Source organism: Haloactinomyces albus, assembly GCF_031458135.1.
In the GTDB taxonomy this organism is placed as follows: domain Bacteria; phylum Actinomycetota; class Actinomycetes; order Mycobacteriales; family Pseudonocardiaceae; genus Haloactinomyces; species Haloactinomyces albus.
The window spans coordinates 206,277-229,006 of the sequence record NZ_JAVDXW010000001.1 but is presented as its reverse complement, the minus strand read 5'-3'; the positions used below and the strand labels follow the sequence as shown (position 1 = coordinate 229,006).

Here is a 22,730-nt window from a genome sequence, read left to right as displayed (position 1 = left end):
TGGGACGGGAACGGCCTCGCGTCCCGGAGCTCACGGAAAGCGAGGCGGGGTGGGATGCGGAGTCGGCACCACCGTCACGAGTCGCGTAGCTGCTTCTTCAGGATCTTGCCGGTCGGACCCTTGGGCAGCGCATCGAGGACGCGCACCTCGCGTGGGTATTTGTAGGCCGCGATCCGTTCCCGGCAGTATGCGATGATCTCATCCGGTGCCGTGGTCGCATCGGACTCGAGCGCGACCACGGCCACGATCTCTTCGCCGAGTTTCTCGTCCGGCTTGCCGATGACGGCGGCCTCGGAGATGGACGGGTGTGCGTAGAGGACCTCCTCGACTTCGCGCGGATAGACGTTGTATCCACCGCGGATGACCAGGTCCTTCTTGCGGTCGACGACGAACAGGTAGCCGTCGGAGTCGGCGTGGGCGAGATCGCCGGTGTGAAACCAGCCGTTGCGGAAGGCCTCCGCGGTCGCCTCCGGCTTCTTGTAGTAGCCCTTCATCATGTTGTGCCCGCGGATGACGATCTCGCCGACGTGCTCCTCACCGGCAGGAAGTTCCTTGCCGTCATCGTCGACGATCCTGACCTCGACGCCCCAGATCGGCTTGCCGATCGACAGCACCTTGCGCTGCTCGGCGCTGACATTGAACGTCGTCGTGCTCGCGCTCTCCGACAGCCCGTAGCCCTCGAGGACCACCACCCCCGGGAACTTCTCCTCGAATGCCTTGATGGCCTGTCCGGGGATCGCGGCACCTCCGCTGACGCCGACGCGCAGCGAGCTCAGATCGCGGTCGCTGGTGTCGGTCTGCAGCAACCCGAGGTACATCGTCGGGACACCGGAGAAGATGGTGCAGCGGTGCTTTTCGATGGCGTCGACGACCGGTTCGATCTCGAAGCGAGGCACCAACACCATCGTGCCGCCGAAGCGAATCGTGGTGTTGAGCACGCTGGACAGGCCGAAGACGTGGAAGAACGGCAGCACGGCCAGGCCGATGTCGTCGTCTCGGAAGCCGAACAGTTCACCCGCCGTCGTGCAATTCATGAACAGTTGGAAGTGGGTGAGCTCGGCTCCCTTGGGATTGCCGGTGGTACCGCTGGTGTAGAGCAGAACCGCGGTGTCGTCGGCGTTCGTCGGGGCGATGTCGCGGTTGTCGTCGGCGAAGTACAGTTCGTCGAAGTGCCTGGTGCCCTCGGGACGCCGGTCGCTGCCGGGGAGGTTGACGACGTAGGTGGGCATGCCGTCGGCCTGTTGCGCGCCCTGGAGTGCTTCCTCGGCGAACGTCTCGAACGTGATGAGGACCCTCGCGTCGGAATCCTGCAGGTGATAGGCGATCTCCGGTGCCCGCAGCAGCGGATTGAGCGGGACCATGACCAGACCGGCCTTCATCGCCCCGAAGTAGGTGAAGAGGAACTGCGGCAGGTTCGGTAGCTGCACCGCCACCTTGTCCCCGGGTTGAAGGCCGAGCCCGAGCAGGCTGGTTGCGATGCGGCCGGAGATCTCGTCGACCTGCGCATAGGACAGCGTCGCCTCGTTGGCGATGACGCAGGCCTTCTCGGGAGTGGCCTGTGCCGACTCGCGCAGCATCGTGGCTAGGTTGAAGGTCAAGACTGCTCCCGGTGTGTAAGGTGATGTGCGTCATATAACGTACCGTCTGGTCGGTATGTCATCAAGGTCTCGGGAAGAGCACCTCGGTCGGTGCTGATTCGCCGTGTCGTACCGGGAAGCGATGTCGGGACGCAAGGCTGCTTCACTTGCGAAGGCGTGTCGCACACACCCCGATCGGTGCGGCCTGCCGGATGATCGGGGCCCGGCACGGTTATCGTCGTCTCGTGCGTGCCGTACCGAAGCATCATCCGCTCACCAGGTAGGGAGGATCCGACGTGGATCGTAAGAGCGCGCTCGTGCTGAGTGCCCTTGCCGTGGTCGTGGTCGGATTTCTGGTGGTCCGCGACCCGATCGGTGCCGCCGACACCGTGCACCGTGGATGGGATCTGCTCGTCGGGACACTGACGATGATCACGGAAGCGCTGACCACGTTCTTCCGGCACCTGTTCGCAGGGTAGGAGTCCGACGTTCGCGGCAGCGAGCACTGTGTACCGAAAATTTTCGAGAAAAGTCCGCGTATCGCGATCGCGGCGTCGAATGCCGGTTCGATGAGAACATCGCAAAGATCACTGTCGCACAGCAGACTTCGTTTTTCGCGAATGGTATCCACAATCGACGAATCGCGCTGCGGTGTGGTCTTTTCGGTTCTACGGTTGAAAAGCGAGGTCGCCGCCGCGGCCGGTCGGATATCGCCGTCCCCGCGGAACCATCAGGAAGCGGACAGCGCGAGGCCCCATGATCGTAAGGAGCGGCACATGAGCGTTGAACCGATGACGCCGGGCTATGACGAGATCCACATTCTGTGGACCTCGGAGGGCATGAGCTGCGATGGCGACACGGTCTCGATGACCAACGCGTCGTTGCCGAGTATCGAAGACGTGGTGCTGGGGACGGTTCCGGGGCTGCCGAAGGTGCATCTGCACAACAAGGTGCTGGCCTACGAGACCGGGGACGACTTCATGGACGCGTTCCACCAGGCCGCCCGCGGGGAATTGGGGCCGTTCATCTTCGTGATGGAGGGGTCGATCCCCAACGAGAGGATCAATGGCGACGGGTACTGGACGGCGATGGGCAACGATCCCGATACCGGGGAACCGATCACCGTCAACGAGTGGATCGATCGGCTCGCGCCCCAGGCCTGGGCGGTGGTGGCGGCCGGTACCTGTGCCACCTACGGCGGCATCCATGCGATGGCGGGCAATCCCACCGGCTGCATGGGCCTCGCGGATTACCTCGGTGAGAACTTCCGCTCGGCGGGCGGGCTCCCGATCGTGAATGTACCGGGGTGCCCGATCCAGCCGGACAACTTCATGGAGACCCTGTTGTGGGTCCTGCACCAGGCTGCCGGGCTGGCACCGCCGATCCCGCTGGACGCTCAACTGCGCCCGACCTGGCTGTTCGGCAAGACGGTACACGAAGGCTGCGATCGTGCTGCCTACTACGAGCAGGCGGACTTCGCCGGGGATTACAACTCGCCGAAGTGTCAGGTGAAGATCGGCTGCTGGGGTCCGGTGGTCAACTGCAACGTCACCAAGCGTGGCTGGATGGACGGAATCGGTGGCTGCCCGAACGTCGGCGGTATCTGCATCGCCTGCACGATGCCGGGGTTCCCGGACAAGTTCATGCCCTTCATGGACGAGCCACCCGGCGGAACCCTGTCCTCGGCGCTGTTGAAGGCATACGGCCCCTTCATTCGAGCGATGCGCGGGTTCACCAACAAAAACGCGAACCGAGAGCCCAAGTGGCATCACAACGGCCCCGAACTGACCAGCGGTTACCAGCCGCGGTGGCCGAACCAGGCCCCAGGAAGGAACCAGGTATGACCCAGCAGAAGACCGCAGGATCCGATCAGCGCAACCTCGTGGATGTGGCGTTCGATCCGATCACTCGCATCATCGGCAACCTCGGGATCTACACGAAGGTCGATTTTGCGAATCAGCGAGTCGAGGAATGCAAGAGCACATCCTCGCTCTTCCGCGGTTACAGCGTCTTCATGAAGGGGAAGGACCCGCGCGATTCGCATTTCATCACCAGTCGGATCTGCGGTATCTGCGGTGACAATCACGCTGTCTGCTCGATCTATGCGCAGAACATGGCCTACGGCGTCAAGACGCCGCCCCTGGGCGAATGGATCATGAATCTCGGGGAGGCGGCCGAGTTCATGTTCGACCACACCATCTTCCAGGACAACATGGTCTTCATCGACTACTCCGAGAAGATGGTCTCCGAAACCAACCCGAGCGTGCTCGCCCGGGCCGAGCAGACCGAGGCTCCGCGCGGCCACATTCACGGCTACCGGACCATCGCCGACATCATGCGCTCGTTCAATCCTTTCGAGGGCGCGATGTACAAGCAGGCACTGGAAATGAGCCGCGTGACCCGCGAGATGTGCTGCCTGATGGAGGGGCGGCACGTGCACCCCTCGACCTTGTATCCAGGCGGGGTCGGCACGGTGGCCACGCCACAGGTGTTCACCGACTACCAGGTCCGGCTGGTTCGCGTTCTGGACTTCGTCAAGCAGGGCGTCGCCATGAACGACGATGTCTTCGACTTCTTCTACGAGGCGCTGCCCGGCTACGAGGAGGTCGGCAGACGACGTACCCTGCTCGGCTGCTGGGGATGCTTCCAGAACCCCGATTCGGTCGACTATCAGTACCGGACCATGAACAACTGGGGTAAGGACATGTACGTCACCCCCGGGATCATCGTCGACAACGAACTCGTCACCAACAATCTGATCGACATCAACCTCGGGATGCGGATTCTGGTCGGCAACTCCTATTACGAGGACTGGACGAACGAGGAAACCTTCGTTTCCCGCGACCCGGTCGGTAACCCGGTCGACCAGCATCACCCCTGGAACCAGACCACGTTGCCCGCACCGCAGAAGCGAGACCTCGAGGGCGGCAAGTACAGCTGGGTGATGTCCCCCCGCTGGTACGACCAGCGCACCGGCGACCACCTGGCCCTGGACAGTGGTGGCGGTCCGCTGGCGCGGCTGTGGTCCACCGCGCTGTCCGGCCTGGTCAACACTCCCTACGTGCGCTCGACCGGGCACAGCGTCGAGATCGACGTGCCCAAGGGCCAGTCGCTGCCGGACATGCAGCTGGAATGGCGGCCGCCGTCGTTCCCGAACACCCTCGAACGAAACCGCGCCCGGTTGTACTTCGTCGCCTACGCTGCGGCGATGGCCCAGCACTTCCTGGACAAGGCAATGGCGGAGGTGCGGTCCGGGAACACCAAGGTGTTCGAGGACTTCACCGTGCCGGACGAGGCCATCGGGGTCGGGTTCCACGAGGCCGTGCGCGGAGTGCTCTCGCACCACCTCGTGATCAAGGACGGCAAGATCGCGAACTACCACCCGTACCCGCCGACACCGTGGAACGGCAGCCCTCGGGACAACTACGGCACGCCCGGCCCCTACGAGGACGCCGTGCAGGGACAGCCCATCTTCGAGGAGAACGGGCCGGACAACTTCAAGGGCATCGACATCATGCGCACGGTCCGCAGCTTCGACCCGTGCCTGCCCTGCGGTGTGCACATGTACACCGGCGAGGGCAGGCTCCTCGATCAGCAGAGCCACTCGCCGATGTTCGGCGCAGGCGCGTAGCGGAAGGTGGTTGGCGATGCCGTGGGACAATGAGCAAGCCAGGGAGCAGGTGCGCCGAGTCGAATCGGCGCTCTCCGCGCTCGAGTCCCAGCCGGAAGCGATCACCGGTGCCCGGGCCGTGGAGGCGGTGGAGACGCTCGTCGCCGTCTACGGCGACTGCCTCGCTCGGGTGATGCAGTGTATCGAGGAATCCGGCCACGGTGAGGTGACCGAGGCGCTGGCCACCGACGAACTGGTCTCCCACCTGCTTTTGGTCCACGATCTGCACCCCGTGGACACCGAGACCCGGGTACAGCAGGCGCTGGAGGAGGTGCGTCACTCGCTCGGGTCCCACGGTGGCGAGATACACCTGGCCGAGGTGGCCGACGGGGTGGTCCGGGTTCGCATCGAGGTCCAGGGCTGTCCGTCCACGGTCGAGAAGCTGCGACTCGCCGTGGAAGAGGCGATCGCCAAGGCGGCCCCCGACATCGAACGGGTCGAGGCCGAGGAAGCGACATCGGAGACGGCCGCGGTGATCCCGGTCGAGGCGCTCTTTTCGGGCGGACGGGTCGCGGAGACCGGGTGATCGTGATGCCGAGCCCACTCGCCACGTCCCGGCTGCGCCAGTTCGCGCAACGGCCCGTCACCTCGGTCCGGGGCTCCTCGGCGGAGAGTTCCGAGGAACACTGTGACTTGTGCGCCGAGCCGATGCCCACCGCCACCCACCGGCACCTGCTCGACGTTTCCACGGGAACCGTCTCCTGCGCATGCCGAGCCTGCGGAATCCTGTTCGATCATCAGGCAGCCGGTGGTGGACATTATCGGCTCATTCGCTCCCGGCCGCGTCGGCTGGACGAATTCGACCTCGACGACGTGATGTGGGCGAGTCTGGGCATCCCGGTCGGTCTTGCTTTCCTCGTCCACAGCAGTGCCGCGGATCAGGTCACGGCCTTCTACCCCAACCCCATGGGGATGATGCAGTCGGTCCTGGAAGCCGAAACATGGCAGGAGATCACAGCCTCCAACCCCGTTTTGTCCGGTATGGACAGCGATGTGGAGGCGTTGCTGATCAATCGCCTCGGCGAAGCACGGCAGCATTGGCTGCTTCCCGTGGACGATTGCTATCGGCTGGTGGCACTGGTGCGCACGCACTGGAAGGGCTTCACCGGAGGGACGGAGGTCTGGCAGCACGTCGAGCGGTTCTTCGAGGATCTGCCCCAGTGACGGCGGAGAAGTATTCCCGCTGTCATGGAAAGGAATGACATGGCATCGATCAAAGTGGGCAAACCCCACGTGAGCCACGACAAGCCATCGCACACCCGTGGTGTCCGGGAGGGAAATGCGGAGGGCAATTACCGGAAGCAACCGGGGCATCTGCCCAACGGGAAATCGACGGCCAGGCGGTCCACCGGTGTCCGGCCGAAGCCGAAGAACCCGATCCTGTCGGTCATGCCGAACCTGTCGCCACCATGACAGCCGGACAGCACCACGCCGGACCGGCCCCGGCCCCATCGGGGCCGGGCGGCGAACCCAGTGTGCCGGAACTGTCCTTCACGGTCACCGGTGTGGAGCCGGTGCGCTTCGCGGCCGTGCCCACGCTCAACTTCGGGCTCGACATCAGTCGATACGGTGGTGGCCCGATCCGGTCCATCACCCTCACCACGGAGGTTCGGGTCGCCGCCGCGCGGCGGCGCTACGACACTGTGCAGAAGGAGATGCTGGCCGAGCTCTTCGGGCAGCCACAGCAATGGGGCACCACGATGCGGGCGCTGCCGTGGACGCGTACGACCATCGTCGTCCCACCGTTCACCGACAGCACGGTCGTGGACCTGCCGGTGGCGTGCAGCCACGACGTGGAGTTGGCCGTCACCAAGTATTTCCACGCTGTGCGCGACGGTGACGTACCGCTCGATTTCCTGTTCAGTGGCACCATTTTCCACACCGGCGAGGGCGGGCAACTGCGTACCGCGCAGATCTCCTGGTCCAGCGACACGACGTTCTCGATGCCGGGGCGACTGTGGCAGGAAGTGATGGAGCAGTGCTCACCCGGGCATTCCTGGCTGCGGCTGTCCGGAGACACCTTCGAGCGGCTGTATGCCTACAAAACAGGCCATGCGCTGGCAAGCTGGAACGAGACTGTCGACGTCCTGCTTGCGCAGGCCGAGTCCGACACCGGCGCAGCAGGAAGAATCGAGACGGAATGAACACCATGGGAGACTGGGCCGACCTGCAGGAGCCCGGACCGGCCACCGTGGTGGTGAACGGAGTCGCGCTGGGCAGAGGAAGCCGCGTTCGACTGCGACCGCTGCACCGTGCCGATATCGTCGACCTGACACTCGTCGACCGGACCGCCGAGGTCGAGCGAGTCGAGCGGGACGCCGAAGGGCGGACATACGTGGTGGTCATGCTCGACGGTGACCCGGGACGCGACCTCGGGGCGATGAGTCAGATCGGGCACCGCTTCTTCTTCACTCCGGAGGAGCTGGAGCCGCTGGGTGAGGTCTCCGGTGGGGGGCCTCCCGGCTCGCGGATTCTGGTGGCAGGACTCGGGGACACGTTCCTCGCCGACTGCGCCTTCGGCCCGGAAGTGATCGACCGGATGCGTCAACGGCACCTTCCGCAGGGAGTGCACGTCGTGGACTTCGGCATCCGCATGGCGGATCTGGCCCGGTCCCTGCAGGATGACTACGACGCCGCGGTGCTGCTCTCCACGGCATCGCGGGGGTGCGTGCCGGGCACCTTGTCCGTCACCGAACCGGGCGCGTCCGAGATCGAGGAAGCCGCCGCGGCATCCGGCGCGCCCGATTCCCTCCGGGCTCTCGCGCTTGCCCACCGGTTGGGAACCCGATGCCGGCGCATCCTCCTCGTCGACTGTGCACCGGTGTCGTCCGTGAACAGCGGGGACAACGACGTGGATACGAAGATGAGCACGCCGGTCCGCGAAGCCCTCGACGACTCGGTCCCACTCGTCGAGTCGCTCCTGGACGAGCTACTGGCCGTTCGAGAATCGAAAGTTGGGAAGTGAGCTTCCATGAAAAACGGCATTTACATTTCGCCCGTCGCCGTGCGTGTCGCGGTCGGTGCCCTCACTCTTGCCTTCGTGGCGTCGATTGCGGTCCAGATGCCGGAAATCACGCGGTATGTGAAGGCGGAAACCATGTGAGCGGGGCACTCGCCGTCAATGCGAAGAACGAGACCGTGCTGCGGCGTGATGCCCGGCATCACGCCGCAGCACGTGCGGTCGGAAGAACACGTTCGGGAGAACGGGCGGGCCGGTCCGTGGCTTTCGGTCAGCCTGCCACACGGTGTGCTGTTCCGACGAGTTCGGTGAGCAACTCGTGTACCTTCGCCACCGCTGTGTCGACCGCTGCCGCGACCGGTTCGGACAGTTCCATGCGTTCCGAGCAGTCGGCAGGCTCGCAACCGACCACGAGAGCCCGGCCGATGTTGCCTCCGAGTGTTTTGCACAAGGACAGCACGGCGTCCGGAGTCATCCCGTGCGCGTCCATAGCGGGACCGTTCGTTTCCGGCCCGATGGGTTCGACGGCATCGAGGTCGGGTTCGAGCACGTACAGGGTCCCCGGTTCACCGCCGCGGGGCAGTGCATCGACGAGGAGCACGCCGTCGTATCCCTGCAGCAGTTCATAAGCCAGGTGCATGCCGCGGATTCCGAAGTCCGCGGCATACACGCCCTCGGGCATCGGTTCCGCCGTCAATCGCCCGGCGACCTCCACGCCGAAGCCATCATCGCCGAGGAACACGTTGCCGATTCCCGCAGCGAGAACGCGTGTGCTCATGTCTCGTCTCCGGGGAGAATCCGCGCCGAGCCGTGCAGTTGCTCGAGGACCTCGCTCGGCAGGTTCTCGGTGCGGTCGATGATCGCCGCCGCCCTCGGATCGGTGGCCCTGGCCTCCCGCTTCTCCTCGTCGGTCAGCGTCATCGTGCGCAGCGTGAGTATCTCGTCGATCTCGGCGGCGTCGAACAGGTCACCGGGGCTTTCCGGCGCCACGGCAGGGTAGTCGTAGAGGATGATCGGTGAGGACAGCATGACATCGCGTTTCCCGTGCTCACCGACCAGAACGGGCCAGGTGTGCTTGTTGCGGCAGGATTCGGCGGCAGGGCTCGCCCAGTCCGGAGGCTCGAGCAGGGAGACGAACGAGCCACCACGCATGGCCAGCAATGTGTGCGCCGAGACCAACGAACGGCGCAGCATGACATCCCGTTCCACCGAGGGCCCCTGGTCCCACGGCGTGTGGTTCTCCACCGTGATCCGCACCTTCTGCAGTTCGCCGAGTTCCTCGAACCCCTCGACGCCGAGGCGGATCATCCCGGACAACGGCCACGTACGGCAGGTGATGTTGCCGTCGGTGTCCTCCCCACCGGGGAGTTCGAAGGGCACCTCGTGCTCCGCGTCGAACCGATCGAGACGCACGGACACGTCGACTTCCCGGACCACCCCCTCGTCGGGGACGGATCCATTGTCCCGGCAGCGTAGCTGCAGGAAGCGCACCAGGAGGTCGAGTGTCGGCTCCACAGCGGGCTCGACCAGGCACTCGGTGCGCGCGTACCACGTTTCCGAGGAATCGGCGGTGCGTGGCGCGAGAACCCCGAACTGCCAGCGCATCCGGTTCTTCAGCGCCGAGGCGCGGTACGGGTAGAGGAGGTAGCCCTCGAACAGTACGGCGTCGGCCACGGCGCGGGCCATGTCCACGGTCACCCCGCCACCTCCTTCGGGTCCGTTTCCGCCTGATGCCTCGTGCACTGGCAGTGTGTGCTCAAGTACACATCGTCGCAACAGCGGTGGTCGGTTGGAAGCGCAAGATCCGGGGTACCTGCACGGGAAGACGGTTGTGCCGGAGGGCAGGGCAGAAGACAGCGGCATGCGGCAAGGAGGTGGTGCATCCGGTGGAGGGGAGCGAAGAGTTATTGCGGACGCTGACCCGGGTGAGCAGCGCTCTGTACGACGGGGAGGTGCCGTTTGCTCTCACCGGAGGGTGTGCGATCTACGCGCGCGGCGGCCCGGTTTCCGAGCACGATGTCGATGTTCTGGTGCGGCCCCAGGACATCGACGGAGCCCTGCACGCGCTGGAGGACTGGGGCATGAGCACGGTGGATCCTGCAGAAAACTGGCTGGTCAAGGCATTCGACGGCGACCGGATGATTGACATTATCTACCGGCCGAACGAGTTCGAGGTCACCGATGCGATCTTGAGCGGGGCGGAGGAGTTGCGGGTCGGCCCCGCCAGCATGCCGGTGATGCCCGCAACGCATCTCCTCGTCGACAAGCTGCTGGTGCTGGGGCCGCACCGGTGCGACATGAGTGAGCTTCTCCCCACGGCACGGGCTCTGCGGGAGCAGATCGACTGGGATGCCGTCCGGCGGGAAACCGAGCACTCTCCGTATGCCGAGGCTTTCCTGTTGCTGGTGGAGCGGTTGGGGATTACCGAGGAGCGGACGCACGTGGCCGCGGGGAAGACCGAGACGCGAAAGGACCTGAGTTGATCAGGATCGCAGCCGTGGGTGACGTGCATATGGACCGGGGGGCGCGGGGCGCATTCCGTCCTGCGATGGAGCGGATCGACGAGCACGCGGATGTGCTGCTGCTTGCGGGAGACCTGAGCAACTACGGCACGATCGAGGAAGCACGGGAGGTTGTCGAGGAATTCCGGGACCTTCCGGTCCCGGTGATCGGTGTCCTCGGTAACCATGATCACCAGGATGCTCGCCCCGAGGAGTTCGCAACCGTGCTCCGCGACGCCGGTATCCAGGTGCTCGAGGGAGATACCGCCGTGGTCTCCGTGGGGGAGCAACGGCTGGGAGTGGCGGGGGTCAAGGGCTTCGGTGGGGGCTTCGCCGGGCGATGTGGGAGCGCGTTCGGCGAGCGCGAGATGAAGGCGTTCATCGATCACTCGAGGGTTCTGGCGGAGTCGTTGGAGCACGCCCTGCACGCGCTCGACGCGGAGTATCGATTGGCCCTGACGCACTATGCTCCGGTGCCGGACACGGTGCGGGGTGAACCGCCCGAGCTCTATCCCTTCCTCGGTTCGCACATGTTGGCGGATGCCATCGATGCGGCCGAGGTCGATCTCGCCCTGCACGGGCACGCCCACTACGGCACCGAACGGGGCGCAACCCCCCGGGGCGTTCCCGTGCGCAATGTCGCCCGACCGGTTCTGGGTTCGGCGTTCGCGGTATATCGGCTCGATAGGGAAGGGGAACCGCTCGACATCTCTTCGTGAGGAGAGATCGGCCGTGGCGCGGGCGTTTACTCCTGTCTGTGATGTGGAAATACGAGTGTGGACGGATCGTCCGGTCAGGAGGGGACATGGTTGAGCAAGCCCGAAGCCCGGTGAAGGACAAGAACTACAACCTTGTCGCGGTGCTGCAGCGATCGCTGGAGCAGGCCTGGCAGCTGCAGACGTACCTGGAGGATGCGGAAAGCCAGAACGACACGGAGCTGTCCGAGTGGCTCCGCCAGCTTCAGGAGGAAAACCTGCGGGCCGGGGAACGGGGTAAGCAGCTCCTACGCGACCGTCTGCAGCGGGAAGCAGGCTGATGCGCAAACGTGGGCATCGCGCAGCGCCGAACGAACCCGATGTGTAAGTCCCTGTGGCCACCGGTCCGCGAGTGGCCACCGAGATGGACCGGGAGGATTCCATGCAACACGACGCATTCATCGGACAGGTACAGCAACGGGCCCAGCTCGCCAGCAGGGGAGAGGCCGAGGCCGCGACTCGTGCCGCTATGGAAACGCTGGGGGAGCGAGTACCGGAGCAGCTCGCCGATCACGTGGCCTCGCAACTGCCGCAGGAGATCGGGGAGAACTTCCGGAGAACAGAGGTGTTCAGCGGCGCGGGTACCGGAGAGCGGTTCGATCTCAACGAGTTCATCCAGCGCATGAGCGAGCGTTCGGGAATGGACGAGCCGAAGGCGACCTATGCTGCTCGCGTGGTGTTCGAGGTACTGCGCGAGGCCACCCAGGGCGGGGTGATGGACAAGGTTCGGGATGCGCTGCCCGAGCAACTGCGCGAGCTGGTCGATGCGGGCAGCAGCGGCGAAATGCAGACGTGACCGGTTTCTGGTTGCCCGTTGCGGTGGTGCGGGACCAGAATCCCGAGCGCTATGTCAACAATGCCGGGGAGCGAGTCCGCCGCACCACGAACGACCGGATTGCGGGCGATGGAGCACGATGAGTTACTCGAAGCGGCCGAGCTGATCGAGCAACTGGCGGAGAGCTCGACGCGTGGCCAGTGGCAACGCCGTGGGCTGCTGGCCACGCGCCCGGAGATCGTCGCCCGGCGCGCGGATGGCAGTACGGAGCATGTCGCGGAAGCCCGTGCGGGCTCCGTTCGCTGGATCAGCACACTGTCCCCGGCCATAGCGCCTGCACTGGCCGGTTGGTTGCGGTCCGCTGCCTGCCAGGACGGTCAGCTCGACCCGAACGCGCTGTCCTTGGCTCGCGAGCTTCTCGGCCGTTGAACTCACCTGTACATTCGTTGGGGTTTCACTCGGCGCGGGCCTCCATGGAGCGGACATGACGTATCCGCCGGAACCCTGGCGGCTGTGCGGGCAGCTGTCGTTGTCCCTGTGGCGCCTGCCGAAGCAGCAGCTCCCCGCCGTTGCCGAGGGGTTGTCGCCGGTACTGGTGGGCGGTGCGGGCATTCTCGGCACGGCGTGGGTCGTCTATCAGTCCGGTAGCGTGCTGGAATACAACGAGTTGCTCGTCGCCGTGCTCGTGCGGCGGGGCGCCCGGCTGCGCGCGTGCATCACACAGATCTGGGTGGACAGCGAAGCGTCCCGGCAGGGCGGTCGCGCCCTGTGGGGGATTCCCAAGGACATGGCGACGTTCGAGGTCCCCGCCACGGTGCCGTTGCGGGCTCGGGCACCGGGGATCGCTTCGGTGAGCACGAGCGATCGGGGCACGCTCCCGGGGACCTGGCCACTGCGCTACACGGTCGCCCAACCGGTGGCGGGCGGCGTCGGGGAAAGCCGAGTGCGCGTGCGCACGCGCCTGACCATGTGCACCGCTTCGTGGCAGGTCGATCCGTCCGGCCCGCTGGGCAGGCTGCACGGCCATCGGCCCTTTGCCAGTGTCGCGATGCGCGACTTCGGGATGTGGTTCGGTGGGGACTCGGCCATCAGAGCAGGTGGTCGAATTCGCCTGCCTTGGCACCTTCGATGAAGGCTCGCAGCTCGTCCCGGGTGTAGATGTGGGTGCGGGCCTTGCGGTCGGCCTCGGGCAGCTTGTCGTCCTGCAGGCCGATGTACTCGCCGACCGTGGTCAACGACAGGCAGCCGCCGTTGGCCGAACTGAAGCGGGACTTGATGTAGGTGCCCTCGACGATGGCCGTGTATTGGCTCTCGTCCAATCCTTCGTAGGGGTTGTGTGCTGGGATCACTGGCGGTACTCCTTCTCGGTGCTGGCGATGAGGTCCAGAGATTCACGAGCGGAGAGTGCTCGGGCCAACGCTGCGTCGAAGGTGTAAGTGCACTGCCTGATCGGGTCACGCTCGTGCTCGTAGATGCGCGAGGCCGTGTCGGAGTCCACGAACACCGCCGATCCGTCGCCTGCGTCGGCAAAGGAGAAGATCACGAGGTTGTCGCCGCCGGGCAGGGCTCCGGCCTCGCGGGGATAGATGTGGATCGTGACCTTGGCAGTGCGTGCCATCTCGGTCAGATGCTGTAGCTGGGCACGCATGACAGCCGGCCCGCCGACCACTCTGCGCAGGACGTCCTCGGTCATGACCGCCGTCAGCCCCTCGAAGTCCGGATCGCTGAGGCGCTTCTGCCGCTGCATGCGCAGTTCCACGAGGCGATCGATGTCGATCGGGCGCACGAACGCACGCCCGTTGTCGATGACTTCTTCGGCGTAGGCACGGGTCTGCAGGAGTCCCTGGATGAAGGCGTAGTCGAAGCTGCGTGCGGCAACGGCGTCCTCACCGAGCTCGGCGAGCATCTCGACCGGTTCGGGGACGATGTCGCGGTACTCCTGCCAGTAGCCGTTCTCGTTCGCACGGCGTTGCAGCTCATTGAGCTGGGCGGCAGTCGCTTCGCCGACTCCGAGGACGGTGATGATGCGGGCGAGTTGCCCGGACTCGATGCGGGCCAGACCGGATTCGACCCGGGACAGGTGTGAGGCGGACATGGGACGGACGTGCTCGCCCGCGTTGATGTGCTCGGCCATCTCCTCCTGGTTGAGCCGGACGTCTTCGCGAAGCCGACGTAGCTGACCTCCCAGTCGGCGGCTCCGTGCGGTCTTCCGCAAGGCCATGTTTCGCTGCTCCCTCGTCCGTCGAGTGCTCGCTTCCGATACTCTCCGCACAAGATCATCTCATGCTCACTCGATCGGCGGATGACAAGATCGTGCAAATTGCATAAATATTGCAGACAGTCTGTGGGGAGATGCAGACCGCGCGGAAGAAATGGCTTTCCCCGGCCAAGTACGGCAGCATCGCTTTCGGCGGTGATGGCGCTCGCTTTGCCGGGGAACGAGAACGGTGGCTCCGGCCCGGCCCCCGACCCGGCTGGAGCCACCACCGTCAACACCGAGTTCGGAGTGATTCAGTGACACGCCCCGCCGGCGTCTGTGCGGATGTCGACACGTGGTCCCCGCACGACGCGGCGTTCACCGTCACGGCCGTTCTCGACCGCTCCGGCGGCGCGCCACAGCGGATCCCGGCACCGAACCCGCAAGCTGCTGCGGAGATCACCGGGCAACTGCTGAGCCGGGATCCCCGGTGCCGTGCGCAGTGGGGGCCCACCACGAGCTCGGACGGTCGGCCGTGGCCGGTGCAGGTGTTCGTGCGGTATCAGGCGACGCACGGCGACCAGGCCGGAGCCGTGCATCTGGCACTTCTGACGACCGGCCACACCGTCGGTGGCGAGGTGCCCGCCTGCTGCGGAGCGCAGGTGCCGCAGCAGAAGGCGGAGTTCACGCTGCACGGTGATCCCTGCCCGCGGTGCTTGACGTACTGGCGCCTCGCCCATGAGCTGTGCGAATCGGAGGGGGACAGGTCGGAGCAGGATACCTCGACGAGGCTTCGGGAAGAGGGAGTCGACGGCGCCTTGTTGGATCGGTTGCTGGCTGCTCTGCGCGCAGGCACCTGTCGTTCGCAGCGGGGATTTCCGGGGATTTGCTCGGTGGGCTGATCGACGGCCCGCCACTTTCGTGTCCGATGAGCGAAACGGCGCTGCGTGCGCCGGGTGATCGCCGCAGAATATCGCTACCTGCTCCAACAGCACTACGTCGTGTTTCGGATGTGCCTGATGGGTTCCCGCCCATCGACGCCGAGAGGAGACCTGACGTGAGCATGTTGTCCGGCAACACCCTCCACACCTCCGAGAGCGACTCCGATCCGGTGTCGGTGGTCGGGGGCGACTGCCACTGTGATGCCGATGAGCATCCCTGGTCGGCGCCCTCGGTGGAGGAGGTCGATGCCGTCGCGGTGCTTCGGCAGCACTGTGTGTGCCCTTGTGGCTGCAACGGACTGCACGTCATGGTCTCGGCGCCCACCAAGGGCGCCGCCCAGCACCGCTTCTAGTCGGCTGAACGGCGCCGTGCCGCCGCGATCACCGCGGCCGCGGCCGCGGTGATCGCCGCCGTACCCGTGGCGAGCTTTGCCCGGCCGTACCGCCAGTCCCCGCTGACCCGGTTCCATTCGGGCATCGGTTCGAAGATGTTTCCGGGGCCGGGCGCCGTGGGCCGGCGGGTGAAAGCAGTCCGGTTCATCACACCGGGCACCAACCGGCTGTAGAAGCCGGGAGCCACGGTGTGCCCGACTTCCAGGAGGCGGCCCCACCAGCCGACGATGCGCTGCCGACGTGGGTGCTCGACCGAGCGGAGGATCGCGCGTACGACCCGGGACGGGTCGACGATCAGCGGTACGGGTTTGGGACTGCGAGCGGTGTAGCGGCCCGCATGCCGGAAGATGGGCGTGTCCACCGACTGCGGCAGGATCGTGCAGACATGTATGTCCCGTGCTTCCGGTCGGAGGCGAAGTCCCTCCTGCAGCGATTCCGAGAAGGCGCGGATGCCGAACTTGCTCACCACGTAGGCGCTGACGTAGGGAGCCGTGATGCTCCCCCACACCGAGCTGATGTTGATCAGTCTCCCGCTGCCCTGCTCGCGGAAGTGAGGCAGCACAGCACGGGCACCGTGGATCTGCCCGAACAGGTTGGTCTCCAGAACACGCCGGTAGACCTCCAGGGGAACGTCCTCGAACTCGCCGTAGACGATCACAGCGGCACCGTTGACCCATACATCGATCCGCCCGAACGCTTCCTTCGCCTGCCCGGCCAGTGCCCGCACCGCCGTGTCGTCGGTGACATCCGTGCGGACGGCGAGGGCGCGACCGCCGCATTTCTCGCATTCCCGGGCCACTTCGTGCAGGGAGTCCGCACTGCGGGCGGCGAGGACGACGCTCGCTCCGCGCTCGGCGAAGGCGAGCGCCGCCGCTCGACCGATGCCGCTGGAAGCGCCGGTGATGACCGCGACCGAGCCTGCGATTCGCTGTGCCACGTTGTTTGCTCCGCATCCATCCGGCCGAGCCCGACTGTCGTTCGGGGGTGGTCCGGTGCTCCGCGATCTCGTCGCGAGCGCAGTGTGCCAGGAAGCGCCCTGTCAGCTGATTGTGCTGAGGAGTGACTGGCAGGACTCGGCGCAGCGTCGACATTCCTCGGCGCAGACGCGGCAGTGCTCGTGCATGCTCGCGTGCTGATCGCACTCGTTGCCGCAACTGGTGCAGGCCTGGATGCAGGACTGCAGCTGTGCGCGGGTGATATTGGCGTCATAGCTGGTGTGCCGGGACAGCACGCGAGCGGTGGTGTCGCAGATATCGGCGCAGTCCAGGTTGCTGCGAATGCACTTACGCAACCGGTCCACTTGCTGCTCGCTCAGACACGCGTCGGCGCAGGCGGTGCAGGTTTGAGCACATTGGACCGCTGACTGCACCACGTCGGCAAGCAGGTCTCGATCGAGGTCGGGACCAGTCGGATGAGTATCGATCATTTCTCGGGCGGGCATGCGTTCCTCCTTTGGACGGTGACCTCCGTTTCGAATACCCACGTGCGGCCCCGGATATTCGGTGTGGCGAGGCGCACCGTGGCCATCGGTGGTGCGGGAGTTTGAACGAGCGCCGCTGCGGTTAGTGGTTCAGGATGAGGACACCGTGCCGCCACGGAAGGAGCCGACTGTGCGCATCCGCCGGATACACCGTTGTCCCGCGCGACGGGGAGCGATTCGTGCGGAGGTGTACTCCTGTTGAGCGGTTTCGCCGCGGCGCTGGCGCTGTTCGGTGTCTGCGTGGTGCTCGCCATCGGAGCGTACGGGCTCGCGTGGCTGGTGGCGGCGGCTCCGACGACCTCGGAACTCGATCCGTTCCTGTCGGGTGACGAACCGGTCGAGCATGCGTTCTCCCGATTCCACGTGCGCTGGTACACGCTGACGATGGTCTACCTGGCCTTCGAGATGGAGATGCTGTTCATGTACCCGTGGACGTTGGTCGTCTCCTCGCAAGGCGCGAGCGCGGTGATCGAGATGTTCGTGTTCCTCGGGATCCTGCTTGCCGGTGTCGCCTATGCGTGGCGCGAGGGGGCGTTGCGATGGGCTTGACCGGTTCCCTGTTGCGCTTCGGTGCGGGACGTCCGCACGTGCTGCTGGCCTGCGTGCCGGGTGGCACCGCGGAACGCCTCGCAGTGGAGGCCGAACTGCGCCGCCGCGGCTGGCCGGATGCCGTGAGTCCGGCCGATGCCGACATTCTGGTCCTCACCGGCCCCATCGGTGCGCGGCTGACGCCCATGGTGGATCGCCTGTGGCGGCAGGTGCCGAAACCGCGGGTGTTCGTGCACGGTCTCGGCGCGGTGGCTGCTTCGGAGGTTCTCGACGACGCCCGCCGCCGACTGGCCGAGGGGGGAGACACGGGAGAGGTCATCGGCAGCGAGGAGCAGGACAGCAACGTGCCCGGTGACGATCACCGCAGCGGTGAGCCCGATGACGAGGGCGGGCACGGTGACGAGGGCGGGCACGACCACGGTCATGGCATGGAGATGCCCGGCGGGCTGTCGATGGCCGGTCGTGGCCCGGACCGCGACGGTCTCCAGCTTGATCGGCTGCACGTTCCCCTGGGGCCGCTGTTGCCGGACTGGCCTGCCGGGCTGCGGGTGCAACTGACCCTGCAGGGCGACGTCGTCCAGGAGGCCCAGGTGGACGTTCTCCGAGGGAACGGCGTCGATGAGGACTTCTGGAACGAACCCTGGCGTCGTGCTGCGGCCGGGCAGGAGGCAACTCGTGGTGAGGGGATCCGGCGCTGCGTCGCTGCATACCTGGATGGCCTCGCCAAGCTCTTACGGGTGGCTGGTTGGTCCGACCCTGCGGTCGGCGCCGGAAGGCTGCGCGACGAGGTACTCGCTGGAGCACGCGCTGACCAGGTGACGCCCCGGCTGCGGCTGCTGGCCCGGCGACTGCGCCGAGCGCGGACGCTGCGGTGGCTCACCGACGGGCTCGGTTCGCTCTCCGCCGGGAGGGCCGAAGAGGCCGGGGTCACAGGGCCTGTGCTGCGAGCGAGTCACTCCGGTGGGGACGTTACCGCGCGCTGGCAGGCGTGGCTGGCCGAAATCGAGCGGACACTCCCGGCGATCGACGACCCCGCTGCACTGCCTGCCGAGGAAGCGCTGGTGCAGGGATCTTTCGATGAGGACCCGCGCTCGGCGTCCGTTCTGGCCGTGCTTCCCGAGTTGCTGGAGGGCGTCGAGCTTGCCGCGGCGCGGCTGATCGTGGCCAGTCTCGATCCGGACGTCACAGCATTGGAGGACCGGGTGGTCACGGAGGTGTCCGGTGACTGAGACTCCACTCTGGTCGGTGCTGGTGCTGCCGGTGGTGCTGGCGGTGATCACCGTGGGCACGATCGCGTTCGATGCGGTGCTGGCGGCACGCGCCGCAGGTGCGGTGGGTGCACCGTCGCAGGTGGCCACGGCTCCACTGCGCGAAGTGGCACGGTTGCTCGTGACCCAGCGTCGCACGACCGTGACCGCCGATGGCGTGCTGTGGCGGGTCGGCGTGCTGACCGTTCCGGTCGCGGCGCTGCTGGCGGCTCTGGTCCTGCCACTGGGCGGGGCTGCTGTGGCCGATCTCGATGTCGGGGTCGTGTGGTTCAACGCGATGGAAATCCTGGCCTGGGCGGCGGTGTGGACGGCCGGGTGGGGGCCGAACGCGCCGCTGTCGCTGGTGGGCGGCTATCGATTCGTCGCTCAGGGGCTGGCCTACGAACTGCCGCACATGTTCGCACTGATCACCGCGGCCACGGCGGCGGGAACGCTGCGGGTGGGCGGCATTGTCGAGGCGCAGTCCGGGGTGTGGTTCGTCGTCTGGATGCCGGTGGCCTTCGTGGTGTATCTGCTCAGCGCCATGGCGATGGCGTTCTGGGGTCCGTTCGACGCGCCGGTCGGCCGGGACCTGGCCGGTGGTGCGGCTGGTGAACTGTCCGGGGTGGACCGCTTGGTGTTCCTCGGTGGACGCTGGTTGCTGCTCGTGGTCGCGGCCGCGATGGCGGTACCGCTGTTTTTGGGTGGAAGTCATGGGCCTGTGCTGCCGCCGTGGTTGTGGACGCTGGTCAAGACGGCGGCGGTACTGGCCGGCCTGGTGTGGCTGGCCCGCCGGTTTCCCACCGTGCGGATGGAGCGGTTCGCCGAGTTCGCCTGGGTGGTGCTGGTGCCGTTGACCGTCCTGCAGGCCCTGGTCGTCTCGGTGGCCGTGCTGGCTTGGTGAGGAGGTATCACGGTTGGTGACCACCGTGCTGTTCTGGGTCTTCGGGGTGGCGGCCGTGGTCTTCGGCTTCCTGGTGTTCCGGCTGGATTCGATGGCTCAGGTGACGTTCGCGCTGCTGGCTTCGTTCCTGTGCGTGGCCGCCGAGGTGCTGCTGCTCGGTCTGGGGTACCTGGGATTGGTCATCGTGCTCATGATGGTCATGGAGATGGTCATCATGGCCGTGTTCATGATCATGTACATGATGAATCCGGCCGGGTTGATGCCGATGGCGATGTATCACAACAAGGCCGGGGCGATGTCGATCTCCGTGGGTACGTTCGTCGTGCTCGGTGCCGGGATCTTTCTCGTCGACTGGCCCGAGCGGGCAGGCGGTCCTCCGGCCGAGCCCACGGTCGCACTCGGCACGGCGCTCATGGGGCCGCAGATGCTGACGATGATGACCCTCGGGCTCGTGCTGTTCGCGACGATCGTCGCGACGGTGATGCTGTCCACCCAGCGGGGTCGCTACGACCGTTTCGGTGATGATCTGCGTGCGCGGCGCCCCGAGGACCCGGTCCCGGGCGGAGTCGGTCCACAGCGGACGGAAATGCGGGGTCCACGGTGAGTCTGGAGTTGTTTTTGCTGCTCGGCACCGGTCTGGTGGCGATCGGGCTCTACGGTGCGATGTCGCAACAGTCCATCGTGATGCTGATGATGGGGCTGGAGCTCATGTTGGGCGGCATCATCGTCGCTGCGGCCGCGTTCTGGTACTACGTCGCTCCATCCGCTGTGGACGGACAGGTCCTCATCGTCGTGGTGATCACGGCGATGGCGGTGGAGATGGCGGTCGGCTTCGCCGTGGTCACGGCACTCTTCCGGAGCCGGGACGTGGACATGACCGACATGGCCGCCGACCTCAAGGAGTAGGCCGATGGATGTGCTGGTGTGGCTGCTGGTCGCGGTGCCGCTGGGCACCGGGGCGGTATTGGCCTGCACCGGTCGCCGCGGTGACCGGCCTGCTCCCGCGGTGGGAATCGCCGCGACGGTGACGACCCTGATACTGGCCGTACAGGCTGCGGTGCTGCGCCCTGCCGTGTCGGTACCGCTGTTCGCCGGAATCGACGCGGGCCTGGCCGTCGACGGGCTCTCGGCGATTCTCGTGGTCACGGTCGCTGCGGTCACCCTGGCGGTGTTGCTCTTCGCCGCAGGCGAGTCCACCGCCGGCCGGTCGCGGGCCCGGTTCACGGGGCTGATGCTGCTGTTTTCCGGAGCAATGCTGGTCACCGTCACCGCCACGGGGCTGGCGACACTGCTCATGGGCTGGGAGGTCATGGGCGCCATGAGTTGGGCCCTGATCGGGTTCTGGTGGCACGAGCCGCATCGCGTCCGGGCTGCCAACGTCGCCTTTGTGACCACCCGCGCGGCCGATCTCGGGCTGTACCTCGCAGCCGGGGCGGCGTTGGCAGGCGGGGTCGGTTCCCTCGCACTGGTCGACCTGCCCGACACGGCCGGTCCATGGCTGCACCTGGTCACCGCCGGGATCGTGGTCGCAGCACTGGGCAAGTCGGCCCAGTTGCCGTTTCACTTCTGGCTCTCGCGCGCGATGGAAGGCCCCAGCCCCGTGTCGGCCTTGCTGCACTCGGCGACGATGGTCGCCGCCGGGGCCTACCTGCTGCTGCGGCTGTGGCCGCTGCTGGCTGCCTCCGGCTGGGGCGGACCCGTGGTGGCCTGGACAGGGGTGGCCACGGCGCTGGTGCTCGGCCTGGTCGCCGTTGCTCAAACCGACCTCAAGCAGTTGCTGGCCGCATCCACCTCCGCCCAGGTCGGTTTCATGGTGCTGGCTGCCGGGGTGGGTGGCGTGGCGGGCGGCACCATGCAGCTCGTGGCGCACGCGGCCACCAAGTCGGCCCTGTTCCTGGCTGCCGGGGCCTGGCTGAGTGCGTTGGGTACCAAGGCGCTGCCCGCGTTGCGCGGCGCCGCGCGCCGGTACCGGTTGGTCGGCATGATGTTCACGGTCGCCGCCGCAGCGCTTGCGGGCCTGCCACCGCTGTCGCTGTGGGTCACCAAGGACGAGGTACTTGCCGCCGCCTTGCACCGCAGTCCAGCCCTCTACGCCACGGGGCTCGCCGCTGCGGTGGTCGCCGCGATCTACAGCGCCAAGGCGGCCTGGTCCGTCTGGCAGCCGGAGCCGGAGGACGCGGCAGCAGGGTGGGACACCGAGCAGGCCGGTACTCGCGCAGTGTCCACACTCGCACGGCCCGTGCTGGTGGTGCTGGCCGGATGTGCGGCCCTGCTCGGGCTGCTGGGCCTTCCGCCGGTGGCGCACGCCGTGCAGTCGCTCGTCGGTGCGGAAGGTGCAGCTGCACCGGAGGCGTGGGAACTCGTGCTTTCCGCGCTGCTGGCCCTCGCCGCCGCGTCCGTTGCCTGGTGGTGGGGTAGCCGGTCGCTGCCGATACCGGCTCCGGTGAGCCGATTGCTGCGGGAGTGGCTGCGAACCGAACGAGTTGCCGAACTGCTCGTGGTGCGGCCGACGATGGTGCTGGCTCGTGGGCTGGCTGTCTTCGACGACCGGGTGCTGGATCGGACCGTCATGGCCGTGCCGAATGCGGGACGGTGGCTGGCGCGCCTGGTCGACCGCGGTGCCGAGTTCGGCGTCGACGGGGTGGTGCGTGCTGTGTCCACGGGCGCCCGGCGGCTCGGGGCATTCGCGCGCCGCCCGCAGACCGGCCAGGTGCACCAGTACTACGCCCAGGTCGCGGCGGGACTCGCCGTGCTTGCCCTGTTCCTCGTCTTCGTGAGGTAG

The 22,730-nt window shown here is 66.5% G+C and carries 29 protein-coding genes; 22 read left to right on the top strand and 7 right to left on the bottom strand.

What is annotated here, in order from left to right; translation table 11 throughout:
- Window positions 1-74: 74 nt before the first annotated feature.
- Complete coding sequence (locus tag JOF55_RS01115) at window positions 75-1,598, bottom strand: long-chain-fatty-acid--CoA ligase (RefSeq protein WP_310268167.1); 1,524 nt, start codon at window positions 1,596-1,598, stop codon at window positions 75-77.
- A gap of 275 nt (window positions 1,599-1,873) precedes the next feature.
- Here JOF55_RS01115 and JOF55_RS01110 point away from each other — a divergent pair, with 275 nt between their 5' ends.
- From JOF55_RS01110 to JOF55_RS01075, 8 genes are all read left to right on the top strand, one after another.
- Window positions 1,874-2,056, top strand: coding sequence for a hypothetical protein (locus JOF55_RS01110; RefSeq protein ID WP_310268164.1), 183 nt, complete (start codon window positions 1,874-1,876; stop codon window positions 2,054-2,056).
- 297 nt (window positions 2,057-2,353) lie between these two features.
- Window positions 2,354-3,421: an NADH-quinone oxidoreductase subunit B family protein gene (locus tag JOF55_RS01105; protein ID WP_310268161.1), complete on the top strand. Its 1,068-nt coding sequence runs from the start codon at window positions 2,354-2,356 to the stop codon at window positions 3,419-3,421.
- A complete protein-coding gene (locus JOF55_RS01100) occupies window positions 3,418-5,208 on the top strand; it encodes a nickel-dependent hydrogenase large subunit (RefSeq protein WP_310268157.1) in 1,791 nt (596 codons plus the stop codon). The genes JOF55_RS01105 and JOF55_RS01100 overlap by 4 nt, the downstream gene beginning before the upstream one ends.
- A gap of 16 nt (window positions 5,209-5,224) precedes the next feature.
- Window positions 5,225-5,773, top strand: a complete 549-nt coding sequence (locus JOF55_RS01095; RefSeq protein WP_310268154.1) for a NifU-related iron-sulfur-binding protein — start codon at window positions 5,225-5,227, stop codon at window positions 5,771-5,773.
- Window positions 5,774-5,778: 5 nt separating this feature from the next.
- Window positions 5,779-6,411: a DUF5947 family protein gene (locus JOF55_RS01090; RefSeq protein WP_310268151.1), complete on the top strand. Its 633-nt coding sequence runs from the start codon at window positions 5,779-5,781 to the stop codon at window positions 6,409-6,411.
- A 39-nt stretch (window positions 6,412-6,450) separates the two neighbouring features.
- Window positions 6,451-6,660 carry a hypothetical protein gene (locus tag JOF55_RS01085; protein ID WP_310268148.1) on the top strand — a complete coding sequence of 70 codons (210 nt, stop codon included), beginning with the start codon at window positions 6,451-6,453 and terminating at the stop codon, window positions 6,658-6,660.
- Window positions 6,657-7,391, top strand: coding sequence for a DUF6084 family protein (locus tag JOF55_RS01080; protein ID WP_310268144.1), 735 nt, complete (start codon window positions 6,657-6,659; stop codon window positions 7,389-7,391). Before JOF55_RS01085 ends, JOF55_RS01080 begins: the two co-directional genes overlap by 4 nt.
- Window positions 7,388-8,212, top strand: coding sequence for a hydrogenase maturation protease (locus tag JOF55_RS01075; RefSeq protein WP_310268141.1), 825 nt, complete (start codon window positions 7,388-7,390; stop codon window positions 8,210-8,212). Before JOF55_RS01080 ends, JOF55_RS01075 begins: the two co-directional genes overlap by 4 nt.
- Before the next feature lie 265 nt (window positions 8,213-8,477).
- Here JOF55_RS01075 and JOF55_RS01070 read toward each other — a convergent pair whose 3' ends face one another.
- Complete coding sequence (locus JOF55_RS01070; protein ID WP_310268138.1) at window positions 8,478-8,984, bottom strand: hydrogenase maturation protease; 507 nt, start codon at window positions 8,982-8,984, stop codon at window positions 8,478-8,480.
- On the bottom strand, window positions 8,981-9,904 hold the full coding sequence (locus tag JOF55_RS01065) for a hypothetical protein (RefSeq protein WP_310268135.1): 924 nt from the start codon (window positions 9,902-9,904) through the stop codon (window positions 8,981-8,983). The genes JOF55_RS01070 and JOF55_RS01065 overlap by 4 nt, the downstream gene beginning before the upstream one ends.
- A 227-nt stretch (window positions 9,905-10,131) precedes the next feature.
- Between JOF55_RS01065 and JOF55_RS01060 the strand changes: the two genes are divergently transcribed.
- The 6 genes from JOF55_RS01060 to JOF55_RS01035 all read left to right on the top strand — a co-directional run bounded on the left by JOF55_RS01060 (window position 10,132) and on the right by JOF55_RS01035 (window position 13,369).
- Window positions 10,132-10,689, top strand: a complete 558-nt coding sequence (locus tag JOF55_RS01060) for a nucleotidyltransferase family protein (protein WP_310268133.1) — start codon at window positions 10,132-10,134, stop codon at window positions 10,687-10,689.
- Entirely contained in the window at window positions 10,686-11,426 is a 741-nt protein-coding gene (locus JOF55_RS01055; protein WP_310268132.1) for a metallophosphoesterase family protein, read from the top strand. Before JOF55_RS01060 ends, JOF55_RS01055 begins: the two co-directional genes overlap by 4 nt.
- A gap of 86 nt (window positions 11,427-11,512) precedes the next feature.
- Window positions 11,513-11,743 carry a hypothetical protein gene (locus JOF55_RS01050; RefSeq protein WP_310268130.1) on the top strand — a complete coding sequence of 77 codons (231 nt, stop codon included), beginning with the start codon at window positions 11,513-11,515 and terminating at the stop codon, window positions 11,741-11,743.
- Between the two features lie 101 nt (window positions 11,744-11,844).
- Window positions 11,845-12,258, top strand: coding sequence for a DUF2267 domain-containing protein (locus JOF55_RS01045; RefSeq protein WP_310268128.1), 414 nt, complete (start codon window positions 11,845-11,847; stop codon window positions 12,256-12,258).
- 51 nt (window positions 12,259-12,309) lie between these two features.
- Entirely contained in the window at window positions 12,310-12,666 is a 357-nt protein-coding gene (locus JOF55_RS01040; protein WP_310268125.1) for a hypothetical protein, read from the top strand.
- Between the two features lie 55 nt (window positions 12,667-12,721).
- Window positions 12,722-13,369, top strand: coding sequence for an acetoacetate decarboxylase family protein (locus tag JOF55_RS01035; protein ID WP_310268122.1), 648 nt, complete (start codon window positions 12,722-12,724; stop codon window positions 13,367-13,369).
- Here the strand turns inward: JOF55_RS01035 and JOF55_RS01030 are convergent.
- The gene (locus JOF55_RS01030) at window positions 13,326-13,586 is read right to left on the bottom strand and encodes a DUF397 domain-containing protein (RefSeq protein WP_310268119.1); all 261 of its coding nucleotides are present in this window, start codon (window positions 13,584-13,586) and stop codon (window positions 13,326-13,328) included. The genes JOF55_RS01035 and JOF55_RS01030 overlap by 44 nt on opposite strands.
- Complete coding sequence (locus tag JOF55_RS01025) at window positions 13,583-14,458, bottom strand: helix-turn-helix domain-containing protein (RefSeq protein ID WP_310268116.1); 876 nt, start codon at window positions 14,456-14,458, stop codon at window positions 13,583-13,585. Before JOF55_RS01025 ends, JOF55_RS01030 begins: the two co-directional genes overlap by 4 nt.
- Before the next feature lie 293 nt (window positions 14,459-14,751).
- On the opposite strand from JOF55_RS01025, the gene JOF55_RS01020 reads away from it, so the two are divergent.
- Window positions 14,752-15,336, top strand: coding sequence for a hypothetical protein (locus JOF55_RS01020; protein ID WP_310268112.1), 585 nt, complete (start codon window positions 14,752-14,754; stop codon window positions 15,334-15,336).
- Window positions 15,337-15,491: 155 nt separating this feature from the next.
- Window positions 15,492-15,728: a hypothetical protein gene (locus JOF55_RS01015; protein ID WP_310268109.1), complete on the top strand. Its 237-nt coding sequence runs from the start codon at window positions 15,492-15,494 to the stop codon at window positions 15,726-15,728.
- Here JOF55_RS01015 and JOF55_RS01010 read toward each other — a convergent pair.
- A complete protein-coding gene (locus JOF55_RS01010; protein WP_310268106.1) occupies window positions 15,725-16,705 on the bottom strand; it encodes an SDR family oxidoreductase in 981 nt (326 codons plus the stop codon). The genes JOF55_RS01015 and JOF55_RS01010 overlap by 4 nt on opposite strands.
- A 102-nt stretch (window positions 16,706-16,807) precedes the next feature.
- Window positions 16,808-17,209: a four-helix bundle copper-binding protein gene (locus tag JOF55_RS01005; RefSeq protein ID WP_310268103.1), complete on the bottom strand. Its 402-nt coding sequence runs from the start codon at window positions 17,207-17,209 to the stop codon at window positions 16,808-16,810.
- Window positions 17,210-17,446: 237 nt separating this feature from the next.
- Here JOF55_RS01005 and JOF55_RS01000 point away from each other — a divergent pair, with 237 nt between their 5' ends.
- Genes JOF55_RS01000 through JOF55_RS00975 form a run of 6 tightly spaced genes read left to right on the top strand, consistent with a single transcriptional unit; the run spans window position 17,447 to window position 22,730 of the window.
- Entirely contained in the window at window positions 17,447-17,797 is a 351-nt protein-coding gene (locus JOF55_RS01000) for an NADH-quinone oxidoreductase subunit A (RefSeq protein ID WP_310268101.1), read from the top strand.
- Window positions 17,788-19,026, top strand: a complete 1,239-nt coding sequence (locus tag JOF55_RS00995) for a hypothetical protein (RefSeq protein ID WP_310268098.1) — start codon at window positions 17,788-17,790, stop codon at window positions 19,024-19,026. Before JOF55_RS01000 ends, JOF55_RS00995 begins: the two co-directional genes overlap by 10 nt.
- Window positions 19,019-19,948 (top strand): NADH-quinone oxidoreductase subunit H, encoded by a 930-nt coding sequence (locus JOF55_RS00990; RefSeq protein ID WP_310268094.1) that lies wholly within the window; start codon window positions 19,019-19,021, stop codon window positions 19,946-19,948. The genes JOF55_RS00995 and JOF55_RS00990 overlap by 8 nt, the downstream gene beginning before the upstream one ends.
- A gap of 13 nt (window positions 19,949-19,961) precedes the next feature.
- Complete coding sequence (locus JOF55_RS00985; RefSeq protein ID WP_374727196.1) at window positions 19,962-20,552, top strand: NADH-quinone oxidoreductase subunit J; 591 nt, start codon at window positions 19,962-19,964, stop codon at window positions 20,550-20,552.
- Window positions 20,549-20,854, top strand: coding sequence for an NADH-quinone oxidoreductase subunit NuoK (locus tag JOF55_RS00980; protein ID WP_310268087.1), 306 nt, complete (start codon window positions 20,549-20,551; stop codon window positions 20,852-20,854). Before JOF55_RS00985 ends, JOF55_RS00980 begins: the two co-directional genes overlap by 4 nt.
- Window positions 20,855-20,858: 4 nt before the next feature.
- Window positions 20,859-22,730: an NADH-quinone oxidoreductase subunit 5 family protein gene (locus JOF55_RS00975; protein WP_310268084.1), complete on the top strand. Its 1,872-nt coding sequence runs from the start codon at window positions 20,859-20,861 to the stop codon at window positions 22,728-22,730.